At 65.6% G+C, this 17,361-nt stretch carries 12 protein-coding genes and 1 pseudogene; 3 read left to right on the top strand and 10 right to left on the bottom strand.

From position 1 onward, the window contains the following. The 3 genes from B3547_RS15875 to B3547_RS15885 form a co-directional block, all read right to left on the bottom strand. On the bottom strand, positions 1–937 hold a 937-nt coding region (locus B3547_RS15875; RefSeq protein WP_292964613.1), incomplete at its 3' end, for a TolC family protein. Further along, entirely contained in the window at positions 934–4,119 is a 3,186-nt protein-coding gene (locus B3547_RS15880; protein WP_292964615.1) for an efflux RND transporter permease subunit, read from the bottom strand. The genes B3547_RS15875 and B3547_RS15880, both read right to left, overlap by 4 nt. Then, positions 4,119–5,327, bottom strand: a complete 1,209-nt coding sequence (locus B3547_RS15885; RefSeq protein WP_124808014.1) for an efflux RND transporter periplasmic adaptor subunit — start codon at positions 5,325–5,327, stop codon at positions 4,119–4,121. The genes B3547_RS15880 and B3547_RS15885 overlap by 1 nt, the downstream gene beginning before the upstream one ends. A 182-nt stretch (positions 5,328–5,509) precedes the next feature. Between B3547_RS15885 and mtgA the strand changes: the two genes are divergently transcribed. Beyond that, positions 5,510–6,223: a monofunctional biosynthetic peptidoglycan transglycosylase gene (gene mtgA, locus B3547_RS15890; RefSeq protein ID WP_124808013.1), complete on the top strand. Its 714-nt coding sequence runs from the start codon at positions 5,510–5,512 to the stop codon at positions 6,221–6,223. Between the two features lie 266 nt (positions 6,224–6,489). Here the strand turns inward: mtgA and B3547_RS15895 are convergent, their stop codons facing one another. The 3 genes from B3547_RS15895 to B3547_RS15905 form a co-directional block, all read right to left on the bottom strand. Beyond that, a complete protein-coding gene (locus tag B3547_RS15895) occupies positions 6,490–7,638 on the bottom strand; it encodes a PPC domain-containing protein (RefSeq protein WP_292964618.1) in 1,149 nt (382 codons plus the stop codon). A 199-nt stretch (positions 7,639–7,837) separates the two neighbouring features. Further along, the gene (locus B3547_RS15900) at positions 7,838–11,188 is read right to left on the bottom strand and encodes a TonB-dependent receptor (RefSeq protein ID WP_292964620.1); all 3,351 of its coding nucleotides are present in this window, start codon (positions 11,186–11,188) and stop codon (positions 7,838–7,840) included. 352 nt (positions 11,189–11,540) lie between these two features. Beyond that, positions 11,541–12,350, bottom strand: coding sequence for a metallophosphoesterase family protein (locus tag B3547_RS15905; protein ID WP_292964622.1), 810 nt, complete (start codon positions 12,348–12,350; stop codon positions 11,541–11,543). 245 nt (positions 12,351–12,595) lie between these two features. On the opposite strand from B3547_RS15905, the gene B3547_RS15910 reads away from it, so the two are divergent. Both B3547_RS15910 and B3547_RS15915 read left to right on the top strand, forming a co-directional pair. Continuing rightward, positions 12,596–13,393, top strand: a complete 798-nt coding sequence (locus B3547_RS15910; RefSeq protein WP_124808008.1) for a TorF family putative porin — start codon at positions 12,596–12,598, stop codon at positions 13,391–13,393. Positions 13,394–13,548: 155 nt separating this feature from the next. Next, a complete protein-coding gene (locus tag B3547_RS15915) occupies positions 13,549–13,983 on the top strand; it encodes a VOC family protein (RefSeq protein WP_292964625.1) in 435 nt (144 codons plus the stop codon). An 88-nt stretch (positions 13,984–14,071) separates the two neighbouring features. Here B3547_RS15915 and B3547_RS15920 read toward each other — a convergent pair whose 3' ends face one another. From B3547_RS15920 to B3547_RS15935, 4 genes and pseudogenes are all read right to left on the bottom strand, one after another. After that, positions 14,072–14,326 carry an ATP synthase F1 subunit epsilon gene (locus B3547_RS15920; RefSeq protein WP_194920155.1) on the bottom strand — a complete coding sequence of 85 codons (255 nt, stop codon included), beginning with the start codon at positions 14,324–14,326 and terminating at the stop codon, positions 14,072–14,074. A 109-nt stretch (positions 14,327–14,435) separates the two neighbouring features. Then, positions 14,436–15,866, bottom strand: a complete 1,431-nt coding sequence (gene atpD / locus B3547_RS15925) for a F0F1 ATP synthase subunit beta (RefSeq protein ID WP_292964628.1) — start codon at positions 15,864–15,866, stop codon at positions 14,436–14,438. Positions 15,867–15,895: 29 nt separating this feature from the next. Beyond that, a complete protein-coding gene (locus B3547_RS15930; RefSeq protein WP_292964630.1) occupies positions 15,896–16,768 on the bottom strand; it encodes a F0F1 ATP synthase subunit gamma in 873 nt (290 codons plus the stop codon). 101 nt (positions 16,769–16,869) lie between these two features. After that, a pseudogene (locus B3547_RS15935) lies at positions 16,870–17,361 on the bottom strand (F0F1 ATP synthase subunit alpha); the annotation flags it as partial.

Raw genomic sequence — 17,361 nt, forward strand, 5'->3', positions numbered from 1 at the left:
CCGCCGCCGCCTGCACGTCCGGCCGGTGCGCGACGATATCGGAGGGCAGCTGCACCGGAAGGTCGCCCGGCAGATGCAATTCCCCGAACGACGGCAGATCGGGCAAGGGCGATCCGGCGGGCCGCCCGAGAAGCGTGAGGATCAGGCCCGCCTGATGGTCCCGCTGCCGCTCGATCGCAGGCAAGGCGGCCTCGACATTGGCGAGCGCGGTCTGCTGCGCGGAGACGTCGGCCAGCCCCACCTCGCCCAGCGCCCGCCGCCGTTCGAGCATCGCGACCAGGGCGCGATTGTCCTCGATCGCCTTTCGGGTGGCGTCCGCCTGCGCCTCCAGCGCGGCGTTCTGGATCACCGCCAGCGCGGTGTTGCCCGCGACCATGGTCTTCACCCCCGCGAGCCGCGCCTGCTGCGCGCGCGTGGCCGCCTGCGCGGAGCGGATGCGCGAGCGCGTCTCCCCGAACAGGTCGAGCGTATAGGTCAGGTTGACCTGCGCGGTGTGCAGCGTGAACAGCGAGGGCGTTTGCGTCGGTAGGGGTGACGACAGCACGTTGCCAACGCGCTGGCGCGAGGCCTGGTAGCCCGCGTCGATCTGCGGGAACAGGCCGCCTCGCGCCACGCGGGTCAGCTCGCTTGCCTGCTTGAGCGTGGCCTGCGCGACCTGGATGTCGTTGTTGGCGGCAAGCGCCTGCGCGACGAGGCCGTCGAGAGCGGGGCTGCCAAACGCCTTCCACCATTCGCCTTCCACCGCCGCGCCCGGATGGACCGCCTGGGCGGTGCCGGCCTGGGGCGCGATCGGCGTGTCCAGCATACTGGCAGGCGCGTTGCCCGCCGGTGTGGGCGGTTGCGGCAGATCGACCTTGACCGGGGCGGCCAGCGCGGGCGTGGCGGTCGCGATCAGCAGCGCGGCCTTGAGTGCGGCGTTCATCAGGGGACGCGTCATGCCGGCACCTCCGTTCCTTCTTCGCCTTCGTCGCTTTCTCCCTCAGCCTTTTTCGCCCAGTTGGGCTGCAGGCGGCTGGAGAAGCGGTCGATCAGCAGGGGCAGGACTAGCAGGATCAGCACAGGGGCGAGCGTCATCCCGCCGACCACGACGAGCGCGAGCGGCTTCTGCACCTGGCTGCCGATGCCGGTGGAAAGCGCCGCCGGCAGCAGGCCGATCGCGGCGACGAGGCAGGTCATCACCACCGGCCGCAGCGAATTGGTCATCGCGGTCTTGAGCGCCGAGGCACGGTCCGCCCCTTCGTCTATCGCCTGGTTGAAGTTGGTCACCACAAGGATGCCGTCCATCACCGATATGCCGAACAGGGCGACAAAGCCGATCGCGGCGGAGATGCTGAACGCCGTCCCCGTCAGCAGCAGGCCCAGCACGCCGCCGATGATCGCCATCGGGATGACGCTGAATGCCAGGAAGGTATCCCGCAGCGAGCCGAAGTTGGCGTAGAGCAGGCCGATGATGATGACGAGGCTGATCGGCACCACGATTTCCAGCCGCGCGATGGCGTTCTGGAGGTTGGCGAGTTCGCCCGCCCATTCCAGCGAATAGCCCGGCGGCAGCACCACGTGCTTGGCGATGTTCGCCTGCGCTTCGGCCACGGCGCTGCCAAGGTCGCGGTCGCGGACCGAGAACTTGATCGGGATGTAGCGGGACTGGTGCTCGCGATAGATGAACGAGGCGCCGGTCGTCAGCTTGATCTCGGCCAGTTCCGACAGCGGCACCTGGATCGGCGTGCCATCGGGCGAGGTCGCGCCCACGGTGATGCGCTTGACCGCCTCGATGCTGTCGCGCTGTTCGGGCTTCAGGCGCACCACGATCGGGAAGTGCCGGTCGGTGTGCGGTTCGTAGATGTCGCCGGGCGAGGTGCCCCCGATGGCGGCGGCGACGGTCTGGTTGATGTCGTCGGGCGTCAGGCCATAGCGGGCCGCCTTTTCGCGATCGATGTCGATGCGCACGGTCGGCTGGCCCAGCGACTGGAAGATGCCAAGGTCGGTGATCCCGCGCACCTTCTGCATCTGGTCCTTGATCTGGCTGGCCAGCTTTTCCAGCGTTTCGAGGTCGGGGCCGAACAGCTTGACCGAGTTCGCGCCCTTCACGCCCGAAGCCGCTTCCTCCACGTTGTCCTCGATGATCTGCGAGAACGAGAAGTCGACGCCGGGGTATTTCTCCTGGAACTTCTGCGAGAGCTCCTTGATCAGCTTTTCCTTGTCCATGCCCGATGGCCATTCGTCGAACGGCTTGAGCGGGACGAAGTATTCGATGTTGAAGAAGCCGGTGGCGTCGGTGCCATCGTCCGGGCGGCCGTGGGCCGAAAGGACGGCGGTGACCTCCGGGTACTTCAGCATGTCGCGCCGGATCGACTGCGCGGTCTTTTCGCCCGCTTCCAGCGAGATCGAGGCCGGCAGCGACGCGCGGATGTACATGTTGCCTTCTTCAAGGTGCGGCAGGAACTCGATACCGAGCGAGCGCACCCCGATCAGCGCGCCCACCAGCAGCAGGCAGGCGCCGCCGATCGTGAACAGGCGGTTCTTCATCGCGAAAGCCGCCGACGGGCCATAAACGCCACGCATCTTGGTGACGATCCACGTTTCCACTTCGCTCAGCTTGTCGGGCAGCAGCATGGCGGAAAGCGCCGGCGCCACGGTGAACGTGGCGATCAGGCCGCCGATGATGGCATAGGCATAAGTCTTGGCCATCGGGCCGAAGATGTGGCCTTCCACGCCGGTCAGCGTGAACAGCGGCAGGAAGCTGGCGATGATGATCGCGGCGGCGAAGAAGATGCCCCGGCTGACTTCGCTGGACGCGCCCAGCACCGCCGAGAGCCGGCTGGCGAAAGTATAGTGCGCGCCCGTATCCTTGTGGGCTTCCACCTCGTGCGATCGTTCGGCCATGTGCCGGAATATGTTCTCGACCATGATCACGGTCGCATCGACGACAAGGCCGAAGTCGAGCGCGCCCACCGAGAGCAGATTGGCGGATTCCCCCTGGAGCGTGAGGATCAGCACGGCGAAGGCGAGGGCGAAGGGAATCGTCGCCGCCACGATCAGCGCGCTGCGCAGGTTGCCGAGGAAGGCCCACTGCAGGAAGAAGATCAGCAGCACGCCCGCGACGAGGTTTTCCATCACGGTATGCGTGGTGACGCCGATCAGGTCCGAACGGTCGTAGATGCGCTCCAGCTGCACGCCGGGCGGCAGCACGCCGGTGGTGTTGATCTTCTCGACTTCGGCCTTGACCGCCTGGATCGTGGGCATGGACTGCGCGCCACGGCGCATCAGCACGATACCCTGGACGATATCGTCATCGTTGTTAAGGCCGGCGATGCCGTTGCGCGGCAGGTTGCCGATGCGGATCGTGGCCACGTCCTTGACCAGCACGGGGGCATTGCCATCGCGGGCGACGACGACGTCCTCGATCTGGCTGACCGACTGGATCAGGCCGATGCCGCGCACGATGGCCGCTTGCGCACCGAAGTTGATCGTCTGGCCGCCGACGTTGGCGTTGCTGTGGCTGATCGCGGTGATGACCTGGCCGACGTTGGTGTGATGAGCGACCAGCTTGTCGTGGTCGATCACCACTTCATAAGAGCGTTCCTTGCCGCCCCAGCCGGTCACGTCGACCACGCCGGGGATGGCGCGGAAGCGGCGCTGGAGCACCCAGTCCTGCAGGGTCTTGAGGTCCTCGACCGAATAGCCCGCCGGTGCCTTGATGCGGTAGCGGTAGATTTCGCCGACCGGGCTGGTGGGCGAAATCTGCGGCACCACACCGCCGGGCAACGGCGGCAACTGGGCCAGGCGGTTCACCACCTGCTGCAGCGCCTGATCGTAGTTGTAGTCGTAGGTGAACTGGATCTTCACGTCCGACAGGCCGAACAGCGAGATCGCGCGGATCGCGTTCATGTGCGGCAGGCCCGACATCTGGACCTCGATCGGGATGGTGACGTTGCGTTCCATCTCCTCGGCCGAAAGGCCGGAAGACTGCGTCACCAGCTCGACCATCGGCGGAACCGGATCGGGATAGGCTTCAATGTTGAGGTTGTAGAACGCGATGCCGCCGGCGACGAGCATCGCGACGAAGAAGCCGACGATCGTCAGCCTTTGCCGCAGGGCGAAACGGACGAGCCTGACCATCAGTCGCCAAGCCCCGCTTCGTTGACGAACAGCGCGCCGTCGGTGATGATCTTGGTGCCCGGCGCGATGCCGGAGGTGATGGTGACGTAGCCGTCATGGCTTTCGCCCACGGTCACGTTCTGCGCCTTGACCCGGCCCTTGCCGAGATAGACCCAGACCCGGGCGGTATCGCCTTCGTTGATCACCGCGACGGCCGGCACCGCCAGCGCGCCGGGCGTGCTGCTGGGCGCCTTGATCGTGAAACTGGCGAACATCTGCGGCTTCAGCGCGCCATCGGCATTGGCGATGGTGGCGCGCACCGGCAGGCGGTGGGTGACGGGATCAAGCTGCGCGCCGACATTGTCGATCACCGCATCGAACACGCGGCCGGGCCAGGCGTTGGTGGTAACGTTGACGTGATCGCCCACCTTCACCCGCGTGGCGTCGCTTTCCGCTACTTGCGCGATCAGCCATACGCGCGACAGGTCGGCGATGACGAAGGCTGGCTGGCTGCCGCCCACCTGCACGAACTGCCCGGCGGAAACCGCGCGGGTGGCCACGACGCCGGAGATCGGCGCGCGCAAGGTGGCCAGCGCGCCGCTGCCGCCGCCACCGCCGAACACCGAAAGCTTGCCGCGCGCCGCCGCCGCCGCCGCATCGGCGACGCGGACGGCCGACTGGGCGCTGGCGAGATCGGCCTGGGCCTGCTGGTAGTCCTTCAGCGCGCCACCGGCGGTCTTGTAGACCTGTTCGGCCCGCGCGGCGTTCTCCTGCGCGACGCGGAGCGAGGTGCTGGCCGCCGCGCGCTGCGCCTCGGCGGACATCAGCGCGTTGCGGGCATCGGCGATATCGCCGGTGCGGATGCTGAGCAGCGGCTGGCCCGCGCCGACGCGCGCGCCGGCTTCGACGAAGACGTTCACCACCTGGCCCGAATAGGGCAGGAACACCGGGGTACTTTGCGTGCCGTCCACGTCGATCATGCCGGTGGCGCCGGTGCGGATTTCGCCGTCGTCGGCCTGCACCGTCTGGATCTTCATGCTGGCGATCTGACCCTGGGTCAGTTGCAGCTCGCCCGGCGGCAGAGTCGGGGGAGGCGTTTCGGGGTGCCGGAAAAGCGCGCGGGCCAGCGTGATCGCGCCGTAGATCGCCACCACGGCAACAACGGCGATGATCAGCAGCCTGATCTGCCGCGACCGGCTGAGCGCCGGAACATCATGTTCGAAAGTCATCGATACCCCACGTCAAAACGCTGCGCGCGCCAAGCATACCATGCCTGCATTACGGCCGCGAAGTGGCCGTCCACACCGTTCCGGGTCAACTTAAACATGCGTAATGTGCAGGCAAGAATCACGGATTTCCGCGCCTTTCAAAGCCTCTTTGCTTGCCGCGTGGCGTCCGGTAAGCAATGGGCATGTTCGAGAGCCTGAAGCCCTCCCGCCCGACCCGCAACCATGGCTTCGCCTATCGCGCCGGCTGGTGGATAGGCCGCGCGATCGTGGCCTTTCTGGTGCTCAGCGTGGGCCTGACGGTGCTGTACAAGTTCGTGCCCGTGCCCGTAACGGCCACCATGCTGATGGACCCCAACGGTTTCACCAAAGACTGGACCTCGCTGGACGCCATCGATCGCAACATGGTCGATGCGGCGATCGCCGGGGAGGACGCCAAGTTCTGCCTCCATTCCGGCTTCGATGAGGACGCGATCCTCACCGCCTGGCGCCGCAACCAGCAGGGCGGGCGCATTCGCGGCGGCTCCACGATCAGCCAGCAGACGGCCAAGAACGTGTTCCTGTGGCAGGGCGGAGGCTACTTCCGGAAAGGCCTGGAAGCCTGGTTCACCGTGCTGATCGAGACGATCTGGGGCAAGCGGCGGATCATGGAGGTCTATCTCAACGTCGCCGAAACCGGGATCGGGACGTATGGCGTCGAAGCCGGCGCCCAGCGGTACTACAACAAGGGGGCGCGGCACCTTTCCCGCATCGAGGCCGCCCGCATTGCCGCCGCTTTCCCGCAACCCAAGGTGCGCGCGGTTACAGGGGCTACCGGCTTCACCCGCCGCCACGGCAACGCCATCGCCGCGCGCGTCAACACGGTTCGCGCCGATTACGACACCTGCGTCTATCGCTGAACGAAGTTGGCGGCGGGAGGAGGCTTGCCGGCGTCTCCCGAGGCATCAGGAGTTCTCCCCGGCCGGGATCGAGTCGGCCGCGAACCGCACCGCCGGCCTGTGCGATGTTGGTTCGACGTTGAGACGACGCGGACCAGTCGTTCCCACCCGCGGAAAAGACGCCTGTCCAAAAATTCATGAAGCGGCGGGCGGGAGAATAAAGGTGGCGTCCGGATGGCGCCGGCTATGCAAGGCAGGCCGGGAAAATCCCCGGCCTGCCCGCGGTTTCAGTTACCGGCTTCCTTGACGATCAGCGTGTAATCGCCGCCATCGTCGCCCACGCTGAACGCGCGGACCCGCACGAGCAACTGCCCGCTGGTGCGCGCGGTGATGTTCATCTTCTCGGTGCCCGAGGTGTTGTCGTCCACGGTGCGGCTGGCGGCAAAGCCCGCGCCGTCCTTGCCGTCTTCGGGCTCCAGCGGATCGGGCTGGCCCACTTCCAGCACGGCGTCATAGGGCGCGTTGAGTTCGAGACGATAGGAACGCCCGGCCACGACCGGCAGGATATAGAGCCGGGTATCGTCGCTGCTGGCGAGCTTCCCCTGCACCGGCGTCCCGGCACGGAGCGCGGCGGGCGGCGGCGGCGGGGGAGGGGCCTGCGTCGGCTGGACCACCACGGTCGCGTCGTTGGTCTCGTCGGTCAGCGATTCGAGCTGGACGTAGTATGTGCCCGTGGCTGGCAGCTTGCGCTGGATCTTGGGGTTCAGCCCGTCGCTGTCGTCGTTGTCGGCGATCACTTCGTAGCCGCCGCCGGCGACCGGCGCGGCCAGGTGCAGCACGGTGTCGCTTTCCGAGGTCGCGGTGATCTTGACCCACTGGCCCGCCTTGCCGGCGAACGACCAGACGCGCGGCGCGCCCTTGCTGATTTTCACGAAATCGCTGCCGCCGATCTCCAGCGGTGTGGCCGGGCGGGGCTGGGCGGAAACAGCGCGCGGGCGCAGCAGGATTTCGCGGACCACGTCGGCGGCGTCTGTGGCGATCACGTAGCGTCCGGCCTTGGGGGCGGACAGGCGCAGCGTCAGCGTGCCATCGTCCGCGCGCGCCAGGCTGCCGCCGCTGGCGAAGACTTCGCTGGGCAACGGGGCGACGATCCTGCCGGTAGCGTCGCAGGCGGAAAGACCGGTGGCGGGTGCCTTGCTGTCGTGTTCGTCATCGTCGTCGGAACCGGCAGTGGCAACCGGCGCCAGCTCGATCTGGAGGCCTTCGCCGGCCGCGAGATCGACGGCGAAGCGCGGGGCGGAGCCTGCGGGCACCTGCTCAAGCTTGCCCACGGGCAAGGCGCGGGCGCCGTCGGCGGAACAGGCCGCCAGAGCCGGATCGGCAAGCGCGATCGCGGCGAGGGCGAACGAGGCGGAAAGAAGCAGTCTGGTCTTCATTTCGAGAAACGGTCCCATGCGCCGGGTCCGAGATGGAAACCGGCGGCGATGTCATGCCATGAAGCGCGCGGCGACGCAGTGGGGAATCGCACACCGATCCGCACACTGTTCCGTTTCGGAGATGTCTGTTTCGCCAACGAAAAACGCGGGAGGAAGCCATGCTTCCCCCGCGCTTTGCGTGTGCCGTTCTGCGCTGCGATCAGAAGCTGATGCGCGCGCCGATGCGGATGGTGTAGAGCGAGGAGCCGTTGGTGGTCACCAGTTCGTCGGCCAGAATGGTGTCCGGGTTGGGCTGCTCGTACTTGTACTGGGCGCAGGCGTTGCCGCCGTTCGCGACGCAGCTCACCTTCGCCACGACCTTGCGATAGGGGAAGCTGGAACGCAGCTGCTGGCCCCACGAGCTCTTCAGCAGGTTGGTGAAGTTCTCGATGTCTCCGAATACGGAGAAACGCGCGCCGAGCGGCAGCGGCAGTTCCTGTTCCAGATGCAGGTCGATGCGGGTGAAGGCCTTCGAACGGAAGGCATTGCGCGGCGCAACCTGGCCGCGATAGGCGGCAAGGCCCGAACCGTTGATGATCGCGTCGATCCGGTTGGCCGTCGTGGCGCTGTCATACACCACCTTCGGATCGCTGAGGCTCGTCGGGACGTAGAACAGGTACCGGGTGTTGGTACCTGCCGTGCCGAATACGCCCGAACGACCGCCCGAAAGATCCTGCATCGCGTAGCTGTACGGGCTGCCCGCACGGGTCGTGCCGAACAGATCGATGCGGGTCTTGTAGTCGCCGAAGAAGGCATGTTCGTACGAGAGGTTGTACCGGAACGCCCAGCGCACTTCGTCGTTCGCGTGACCCGGCGAAATTGAGTTCGGGTCATAGTACGTCGAGTTGCCGTAGTTCGATGAAGCGATCGACGAGGTCAGCGCACCGGCATCGCGCACGTCCTGCCGGGTATAGGCGCCGCCGATGGTCAGGCCGAAGTCCCAGGTCTTGTCGAAGCGAACCACACCGATCCAGCTGCGGCCATAGTCGGTGTTGGTCAGCAGCAGGTCCTGCCCCGTGTCACCGGAGTTCGGAACGGCGAGGCCGTTCTGGTAGCGCTGGCGGCCATCGGGCGTCAGCGAACCGGTAAGCACCTTCGAACGCAGGTCGACGATGGTCACCTGGCTGCGGACCTTCGAGTAGAGCAGGTCGGCCCCGAAGTGCCAGCCATCGCCGAGCGGGCCGAGATCGGCGGTGTAATCCGCCGACAGCGTCGCACGCCACTGGTTGGGCATCTTCAGGTTGGGATCGATCGCGTTGATCGTGGTCGTGGCATTGGGGTTCGACGTAAGCGACCCAGCCGCAGCCTGGACCGCCGCATTCGCCGCGGTGGGGATCACCGTGAACGACGGCGCGTTCAGGATCTGCGAAGCGGTCGCCGCATTGGCACCGGCAGCGGTGCCGTTAAGCTGATACACGCCGCCGTCGGTAACGCGCGCCGTGATCGAGGTATTGATAACGCCGGTGTTCGAGAACGAGTTACCGATATAGACGTCCGGCGATCCGCCACCGAAGATACCGCCGCCGCCGCGAACGGTCAGGCGCGGCGTGGGCGTGAAAGTGAAGCCAACGCGCGGCTGCAACAGGCCCATGCCTTCGATGGAATAGGTGTTGGGGAAGCCATAGCGCGTGAGGAAGTTCGGGTTGAGCTGCGGGTGCGACGAGGTGCCGTACACGTCATAGCGCAGACCTGCCGTCACGCTCAGCATCTTGTTGACACGCCAATCGTCCTGCAGGCCGAAAGTGTAGGTGTCGTAGGAGAAGTTCGCCGCGGCGTCGTTCGGATTCAGCGTACCGGCATTGTTGTAGCTGAACGATTGCGCGTTACCGTTCCGGAAATCCGCAATGCTGTCGAAGTAATAGGAGCCGGCCGATGGATTGACGAACAGGTTGAACGTCTTGGTATGGTTCCATTCGCCCAGCAGGCGGAAGTTGTGATCGCCTGCGCGCAGCTTGGCGGAAATCGACCCACCCCAGGTGCGCACCTGAAGGACGTTCGACTGGCTGGGACCACCCGAACCGATAATGTACTGCGGCGTACCGCTGGGGCAGCTCAGGCTCGCATTCGTCGTCGTCGCGCCACCGGTGCGGTTGGGCGTGTTCGGATCGGCGCAGATCGCGAACTGCGCGGTGCGGCCCATCAGCGGGAACTGGCCGCTGTCATAGGCCTTGTAGAGCGCGCGGAATTCGGTCGAGAACTTTTCCGACCAGTCGGCGTTCCAGTTCAGGATGCCGGCGCGCAGCTTGTTGGGCTTGGTATAGGCGTTGGACGAGAGGCCCAGGTTGGTATTGCCGGTCGTGGTGTTCACGATCAGCGAATCCTTGGTGTACAGGCCGGTCAGCGAAACGCGCTGCGTTTCCGAAAGGTTGGCGTCGAGACGGCCGACGATGCGATCGTCCTTGTCGCCGTCGGTCTTCAGGATGCCACCCGGATCGAAGCTGTACTTGGTCTTCGCGATGCTCTGGATCAGGGCAAGGTCGGCATTGGTCGCGCCGGTGACGGGCGTGCCGGAATTGTCCTCGACGGTACCGGGCTGCACAGGGCGTGCCGCGCGAACGCGCTCGGCCGAAACCATGAAGAACAGCTTGTCCTTGATGATCGGGCCGGAAAGCGTGGCGCCGAAGTCCTTGCTTTCGAACGAGGGCAGCGGGATCCGGCCATCGGGGCGCGTGATATAGGGCGCGGTCTTCTTGCCGGTCAGCGCATCGGAGCTGTAGGTGAAGAATGCGGTGCCATGCCAATCGTTGGTGCCCGATTTCAGGATCGCGTTGCTGACGCCGCCCTGGAAGAAGCCTTCGCGGATGTCATAGGGCGCGACCTTGGTTTCGAACTGGCCGATCGAATCCAGCGGCACCGGCCCGCGGCGGGAAGGCAGAGCGTCGGGGTTCAGGCCGAAGCTGTCGGTGATCGGCACGCCGTCGATGGTGAAGCGGTTGAAGCGCGGGTTCTGGCCGGCGAAGGATACCTGGCGACCGTTGGTCGAACTGGTGTCGAGCGTGGCGAAGGGGTTGCGCGCGGCAAGGTCGCGGATGTCGCGGTTGACTGAAGCCACCTTGGAAATCTGTTCCGAGGTCAGCACGGTCACCGGGCCGGCGGAGAGGTTGCCGGCGCCCTTGATGCGGGTCGCGGTCACGATGATCGGGGCGCCCTGGTCTGCGCCGGTTTCGGCGGCGGACAGTTCGATGGGCAGCGAGAAGGTCTGGCCGACGACGGTGTAGACATCGGTCACGGTCGCGCCGGGGTGGCCGGGGGCGGTGACCTTGACGGAGTAGGGGCCGCCAGGACGAAGGCTGTTGGCGGTGAACACGCCGCTGCCGTCGGTGGTGGCGCTGGTGATCGTTCCGGTGGGCAGGTGCTCGATGGTGATCGTCGCGCCGGCGATAGCGGTCCCGGCGTCAGTAACCGAGCCGCGCATGGAGGCGGAGGTTTCCTGCGCATAAGCGGGCGTGGCGATAGCGGTCGCCAGCGAAAGGCCAGCCACGCTGGCGGCAAGGAAGAATCTGAACTGCATGTCGAACCCCGTTTTGGACCGGAAAACCAGCCTTTGAGCGTCCATCGCCCGACGTTTTCCGTATCCTTCGCGGATGCGGAATCACCCCTCGGAGCAATGGGCGGGCAACTCTTAGCGGCCCTGCCGGAAGACTCGAACAGGTTGCAGATGACACCGATATTGCAATGTTTAGACATTGTGACGACATGTGCCGACGCACGCGGAAAAAATGTGCGATCTTTGGCGAAGAGAAGACGTAAAAGGTCATCCCTTCGCCCATTTTACGTAATATTATTGCATATGTTGCCGTACTGCAACGCAGCAGGAATTTTCGATGCAGAGCGGCGTTGCCGTCGGAGCGGCACCGCCGTGGTCAGGAAATTTCGGCAGTGTCGCTATCCGAAGTCGACATCAGCCACTGCCGTGTGCCTTCGAGGCCGATCCCTGTCAGCCGGCCGGATTGAAAGGCGCCGGTATCTAGTCCGATCCGGTTGGATTTGAATTCCGGCTCGTCCACGATCGTGTGCCCGTGCACCACCATGAATTCGCGGACCGACCGGTCCTGGAGAAATTCGCCACGGATCCAGCGCAGGTCCGATCCGGTCTGCTCGGCGATCGGCACGCCCGGGCGGATCCCGGCGTGGACGAAGAGGTAGTCGCCGATGTGGACGCGTTCTTCCATCGCCTGCAGGAAGGCGATGTCTGCGGCCGGCACGCATGTCGCCATGGCCTTGCGCAGATCCGCCATGGCAGCATGGTCGCCCGCGTCCGGATCTATCTGATAGCTGGCAAGGGTTTCACGGCCGCCGTACCGCAGGAAATGGCGCAGCGTTTTGTCGTCGTCAAAGCTGCCGAGGAACATCTCCTCGTGGTTGCCCTGGACAAGGCGGACCCGGCGTTGCCGGCCCCATGTCCGCGCCGCGTCGATCACGCCGGCACTGTCGGGGCCGCGATCGACCAGATCGCCCAGCAGGATCACCGTTGTTTCGGCCGGATCGCGGGCCGCGTCGTCGGCGTCGATCCGGTCGATCATCGTCCGGAACAGGTCGAGCCGCCCGTGGATGTCGCCGATCGCATAGAGGCGCTGGCCAGGCGGAACCGCCGCCCAGGACACCATCGGGGCAGCATCCGTGGCGCGACGCCGTAACAGCGGCCGGAACAGGGAACGGAGCGTGCTGATCATGACTTTCCGGGATTCCAGCAACAGATATGCGCAGTGCCGCGAGGCGAAACAAGCGGATTGCGCTTGATGATGCAGAAAAGACACATTCATTTACAATCGGGCAACATCAGGCAATTTTCATCTTGTGCATTGCAGCACGGAAATGCACTTCTCGGCCGGCAAGCCCAAAGCCGGTCCAGATATACGAGACCGGCGGGGCTCCGCAGGCGGGACGACGCGTCAAGAACAAGCAAAAGGAAATGCTCATGCGTACGTCCATCAAGGCCCTTCTGGCCTCGACTCTTCTCGTCTCGACGCTGGCCGCTGCTTCGCCCGCTCTGGCGGACGAGACCGCACCGCCGAGCGATTTCAAGATCACCGGCAGCGCCGCCGTGGTCAGCCAGTACCGGTTCCGCGGCATCTCGCAGTCGAACAACCGCCCGGCGGTTCAGGGTGCGATCACCGTGGCCCACAGCTCGGGCTTCTACGTTTCGACCTGGGGGTCGAGCGCCTCGGCCGGCAACAGCACGGTCAACATCGGCGGCACCGAAATCGACGTTTACGGCGGCTACACCCACGGTCTGGGCAGCAGCGGCGTGACGATCGACGCGGGTCTCTATGGCTATATCTATCCGGGTGCGCCGGGCCTCAACTACTACGAAATCTACGGCTCGCTCGCCAAGACGGTCGGCCCGGTCAATGCCAAGGCGGGCGTGTTCTTCGCTCCGAAGCAGACCGTGCTCGATGCGACGCCGACGCACCACAGCACCTATGTCTATGGTGAACTCAGCGGCGGCATTCCGGGCACGCCGATCACGCTGCACTCGCACCTGGGCCACACCGGCGGCGGCTTCAACTACACGAAGCAGTACATCGACTACAACGTGGGTGCCAGCCTCACCTGGAAGAACCTGACGTTCGACGCTTCGGTCGTTGGCACCAACGTCAGCAAGTCGGATGCGGCGGCGGCACCGTTCGCCGACCAGACCGGCACGGCTTCGCCCTTCGAAACCTATCGCGCGGCCAAGGCCGTGGGCGTGTTCTCGGTAACCGCCAGCTTCTGACCTTCCGGCCGAAAGGCAGGATGACGCGGGGGGCCAGCGCCGGAAATCGGCGCTGGCCTTTCGTTTGGGAAAACCTTTCCGCGCACCGCCCTTGGGTTTGGCGGGGAAGGGCACTACCTTGGGCGCGGACGTCCTCCAGACAGAGCGAGTGCTGCGTGACCAAGTATCTGCATACCATGATCCGGGTGACCGACCCGGAGGCCACCATCCGCTTCTTCGAGCTTATCGGCGTGCAAGAAGTGCGCCGGATGGAAAGCGAGAAGGGCCGCTTCACCCTGATCTTCCTGGCCGCGCCCGGCGGGGAAGGCGTGGCCGAAGTGGAACTGACCTACAACTGGCCGCCCGAGGACGGCGAAGGCGAAACCTATTCCGGAGGCCGCAACTTCGGCCATCTCGCCTATCGCGTCGAAAATATCTACGAAACCTGCCAGAAGCTGGCCGATGCCGGCCACATCATCCACCGCCCCCCGCGGGACGGGCACATGGCCTTCGTGAAGACGCCTGACGGCATATCGGTGGAACTGCTGCAGGACGGGCATCTCGAACCGGCCGAGCCGTGGGTCAGCATGCCCAACACCGGCAGCTGGTAAGGCTGACGCGACCGGGAAAACGAAAAGGGCCGCTCCTGGAAAGGAGCGGCCCTTTTCATGGGTCCGAGCCCGGCAAGCGAGAGAGGCGTCAGCCCTCGACGTGCTCCGCCAGCACGGTCAGCCCCTTGGCGCTGACTTCGGCGAAGCCGCCCTGGACCTGGATTTCCTCCGGCGCGGCGCCCTGGCTCTTGAAGAGCTTGATCGTGCCGTCCTTGACCGTGGACATGAACGGCGCGTGGCCTTCCAGCACACCGAATTCCCCGTCCGTGCCGGGGACGACGACCATGTAGACCTCTTCCGAACGGACGAGGCGGGCCGGGGTGACGAGTTCGAAGTGCAGCATCTTGAACCTCTTCTCCCCTCACGCTTGCGCGAGGGGCCGGGGGTGGGCAGGGGTGCGGCACTTGCCCACCCCAAACCCCTCCCGCAGGCGGGAGGGGCTTACCGGAGCATCAGGCCTCTTCGGCCAGCTTCTTGGCCTTGGCGACCGCTTCGTCGATGCCGCCGACCATATAGAACGCGGCTTCGGGCAGGTGGTCGTATTCGCCGTCCACGACAGCCTTGAACGAACGCACGGTGTCTTCGACCTGCACGAACTTGCCGCTGATGCCGGTGAACACTTCGGCGACGTGGAACGGCTGGCTGAGGAAGCGCTGGATCTTGCGGGCGCNNTCTTCCGAAAGCTCGTCCATGCCCAGGATCGCGATGATGTCCTGCAGCGACTTGTACTTCTGCAACGTTTCCTGAACGCGGCGGGCGGTGTCGTAGTGCTCCTGGCCGACGACGGCGGGCGTCAGCACGCGCGAGGTCGAGTCGAGCGGGTCGACCGCCGGGTAGATGCCGAGTTCCGAGATCGCGCGGTTCAGCGTGGTCGTCGCGTCAAGGTGCGCGAACGAGGCGGCCGGCGCCGGGTCGGTAAGGTCGTCCGCGGGAACGTAGATGGCCTGAACCGAAGTGATCGAACCCTTGGTGGTCGAGGTGATGCGTTCCTGCAGCTGGCCCATGTCCGTGGCAAGCGTTGGCTGGTAGCCCACGGCCGAAGGAATACGGCCGAGCAGCGCCGACACTTCCGAACCCGCCTGGGTGAAGCGGAAGATATTGTCGACGAAGAACAGCACGTCCTGGCCTTCCTGGTCGCGGAAGTATTCGGCCATGGTCAGGCCCGAAAGCGCGACGCGGGCGCGGGCGCCCGGGGGCTCGTTCATCTGGCCGAACACGAGGGCGACCTTCGAGCCGTCCGGCGTCGGGTTGCCGTCGGCGTCCTTGGCGATAACGCCGGCGTCGAGGAACTCGTGGTAGAGGTCGTTGCCTTCACGGGTGCGTTCGCCCACGCCCGCGAAGACCGAGACGCCGCCGTGGCCCTTGGCGATGTTGTTGATCAGTTCCTGGATCAGCACGGTCTTGCCCACGCCGGCGCCGCCGAACAGGCCGATCTTGCCGCCGCGCGCATAGGGGGCGAGCAGGTCGATCACCTTGATGCCGGTGACGAGAATCGCGGCTTCGGTCGACTGGTCGATGAATTCCGGAGCCTTGGCGTGGATCGGGGCGGTCTGGTCCGCGCCCACGGGGCCGCGTTCGTCGATCGGTTCGCCGATCACGTTCATGATGCGGCCCAGCGTCTTGGGGCCGACCGGCACCGAGATCTGCGCGCCGGTGTTGCTCACCGGCTGGCCGCGGGTCAGGCCGTCGGTCGAGTCCATCGCGATGGTGCGGACGGTGTTTTCGCCCAGGTGCTGCGCCACTTCGAGAACGAGGCGGTTGCCGTTGTTGTCGGTTTCGAGCGCGGAGAGGATCGCCGGCAGCTCGCCATCGAAGCTCACGTCGACGACGGCGCCGATGACCTGGCTGATCTTGCCGGTGGAGGTCGCTACTGCGGTGGCCATGGTTCTTTCCTTGCCTTCTGTCCCGATCGTCAGAGCGCTTCCGCGCCCGCGATGATTTCGATGAGTTCGGTGGTGATCGCGGCCTGGCGGCTGCGGTTGTACTGAATGGTCAACTTGTTGATCAGCTCGCCGGCGTTACGCGTGGCGTTGTCCATCGCGGTCATCGACGCGCCCTGTTCGGACGCTTCGCGTTCCAGCAGCGCGCCGAACACCTGCGTGGTGACGTAGCGCGGCAGCAGTTCCTCGAGGATTTCCTCCTCGCCCGGCTCGTATTCCACCACCGCGTCGGTCGAAGCCGTGGCGGCGGGGGCGGGAACCGGAATGATCTGCGTGGTCACGGGGTCCTGTGCCAGCGCCGACTTGAATTTCGGCGCCACGAGGTGGGCGACGTCGAACTTGCCCGCTTCGAACATGGCGAGGATCTGGTGCGCGATCGCGCTGGCTTCGTCGAAGCCGGGCGTGCGCACCGTGCTGGTGTCGAAGTTCTCCGCGATCGCCTTGGGATAATCGCGGCGCAGCGGGGCGCGGCCCTTCTTGCCGACGAGGTAGAAGGTCACGGTCTTGCCGGCGGCGATCAGCGCGCGGGCTTGGGCCTTGGCTTCCTTGACGATGTTCGAATTGAGGCCGCCGCACAGGCCCTTGTCGGTGTTGACCACGACCAGCAGGTGGCGCTGGTCGGAACCGGTGCCGCGCATCAGCAGCGGCCCGTTGTCCTGCCCGGCGACCTTGGCGGCAAGGCTGCCCATGACTTCGGCCAGGCGACTGGCATAGGGGCGCGCGGCCTCGGCCGCCGCCTGCGCCTTGCGCAGCTTGGCCGCCGCGACCATCTGCTTGGCCTTGGTGATCTTCTGGGTCGACTTGACCGAGTTGATCCGGCCTTTGAGTTCCTTCAGCGAAGCCACTCAATTTTCTCCAATTCGTCACCCCGGTGAACGCTGGGGTCCCTATCCACTAGGCCGTACCTGGCGGCACGAGATCCCGGCTTGCGCCGGGATGACGTGTGTTACGCGAACTGCTTGGCGAACGCGTCGAGCGCGGCGACCAGCTTGCCCTTGGCTTCGTCGCCCAGGTCCTTGGTGTCGCGGATCAGGCCGAGCAGGTCGGCATGGCTCGTGCGCAGGAAGCTGAGCAGCTCGGCTTCGTATTCGGTCACGCGGCTGGTCGGCACGGCATCGAGGTAGCCCTGCGTACCGGCGAAGATCACGCAGGTCTGTTCTTCGAAGCCCAGCGGCGAGAACTGCGGCTGCTTGAGCAGCTCGGTCAGGCGCGCACCGCGGTTGAGCAGCTTCTGGGTCGAAGCATCGAGGTCCGAACCGAACTGCGCGAAGGCCGCCATTTCGCGGTACTGCGCGAGCTCCAGCTTGATCGAGCCGGCAACCTTCTTCATCGCCTTGGTCTGGGCCGAGGAGCCCACGCGCGACACCGAGAGACCGACGTTGATGGCCGGACGGATGCCCTGGTAGAACAGGCCGGTTTCCAGGAAGATCTGGCCGTC

Source organism: Novosphingobium sp. UBA1939 (genome assembly GCF_002336885.1).
In the GTDB taxonomy this organism is placed as follows: Bacteria; Pseudomonadota; Alphaproteobacteria; order Sphingomonadales; family Sphingomonadaceae; genus Novosphingobium.

Bases quoted from the DNA above. Each gene is read 5' to 3' on its own strand.
- B3547_RS15880 (WP_292964615.1), bottom strand. From the start codon at position 4,119: ATGGTCAGGCTCGTCCGTTTCGCCCTGCGGCAAAGGCTGACGATCGTC.
- B3547_RS15885 (WP_124808014.1), bottom strand. From the start codon at position 5,327: ATGACTTTCGAACATGATGTTCCGGCGCTCAGCCGGTCGCGGCAGATC.
- mtgA (WP_124808013.1), top strand. From the start codon at position 5,510: ATGTTCGAGAGCCTGAAGCCCTCCCGCCCGACCCGCAACCATGGCTTC.
- B3547_RS15895 (WP_292964618.1), bottom strand. From the start codon at position 7,638: ATGAAGACCAGACTGCTTCTTTCCGCCTCGTTCGCCCTCGCCGCGATC.
- B3547_RS15900 (WP_292964620.1), bottom strand. From the start codon at position 11,188: ATGCAGTTCAGATTCTTCCTTGCCGCCAGCGTGGCTGGCCTTTCGCTG.
- B3547_RS15905 (WP_292964622.1), bottom strand. From the start codon at position 12,350: ATGATCAGCACGCTCCGTTCCCTGTTCCGGCCGCTGTTACGGCGTCGC.
- B3547_RS15910 (WP_124808008.1), top strand. From the start codon at position 12,596: ATGCGTACGTCCATCAAGGCCCTTCTGGCCTCGACTCTTCTCGTCTCG.
- B3547_RS15920 (WP_194920155.1), bottom strand. From the start codon at position 14,326: ATGCTGCACTTCGAACTCGTCACCCCGGCCCGCCTCGTCCGTTCGGAA.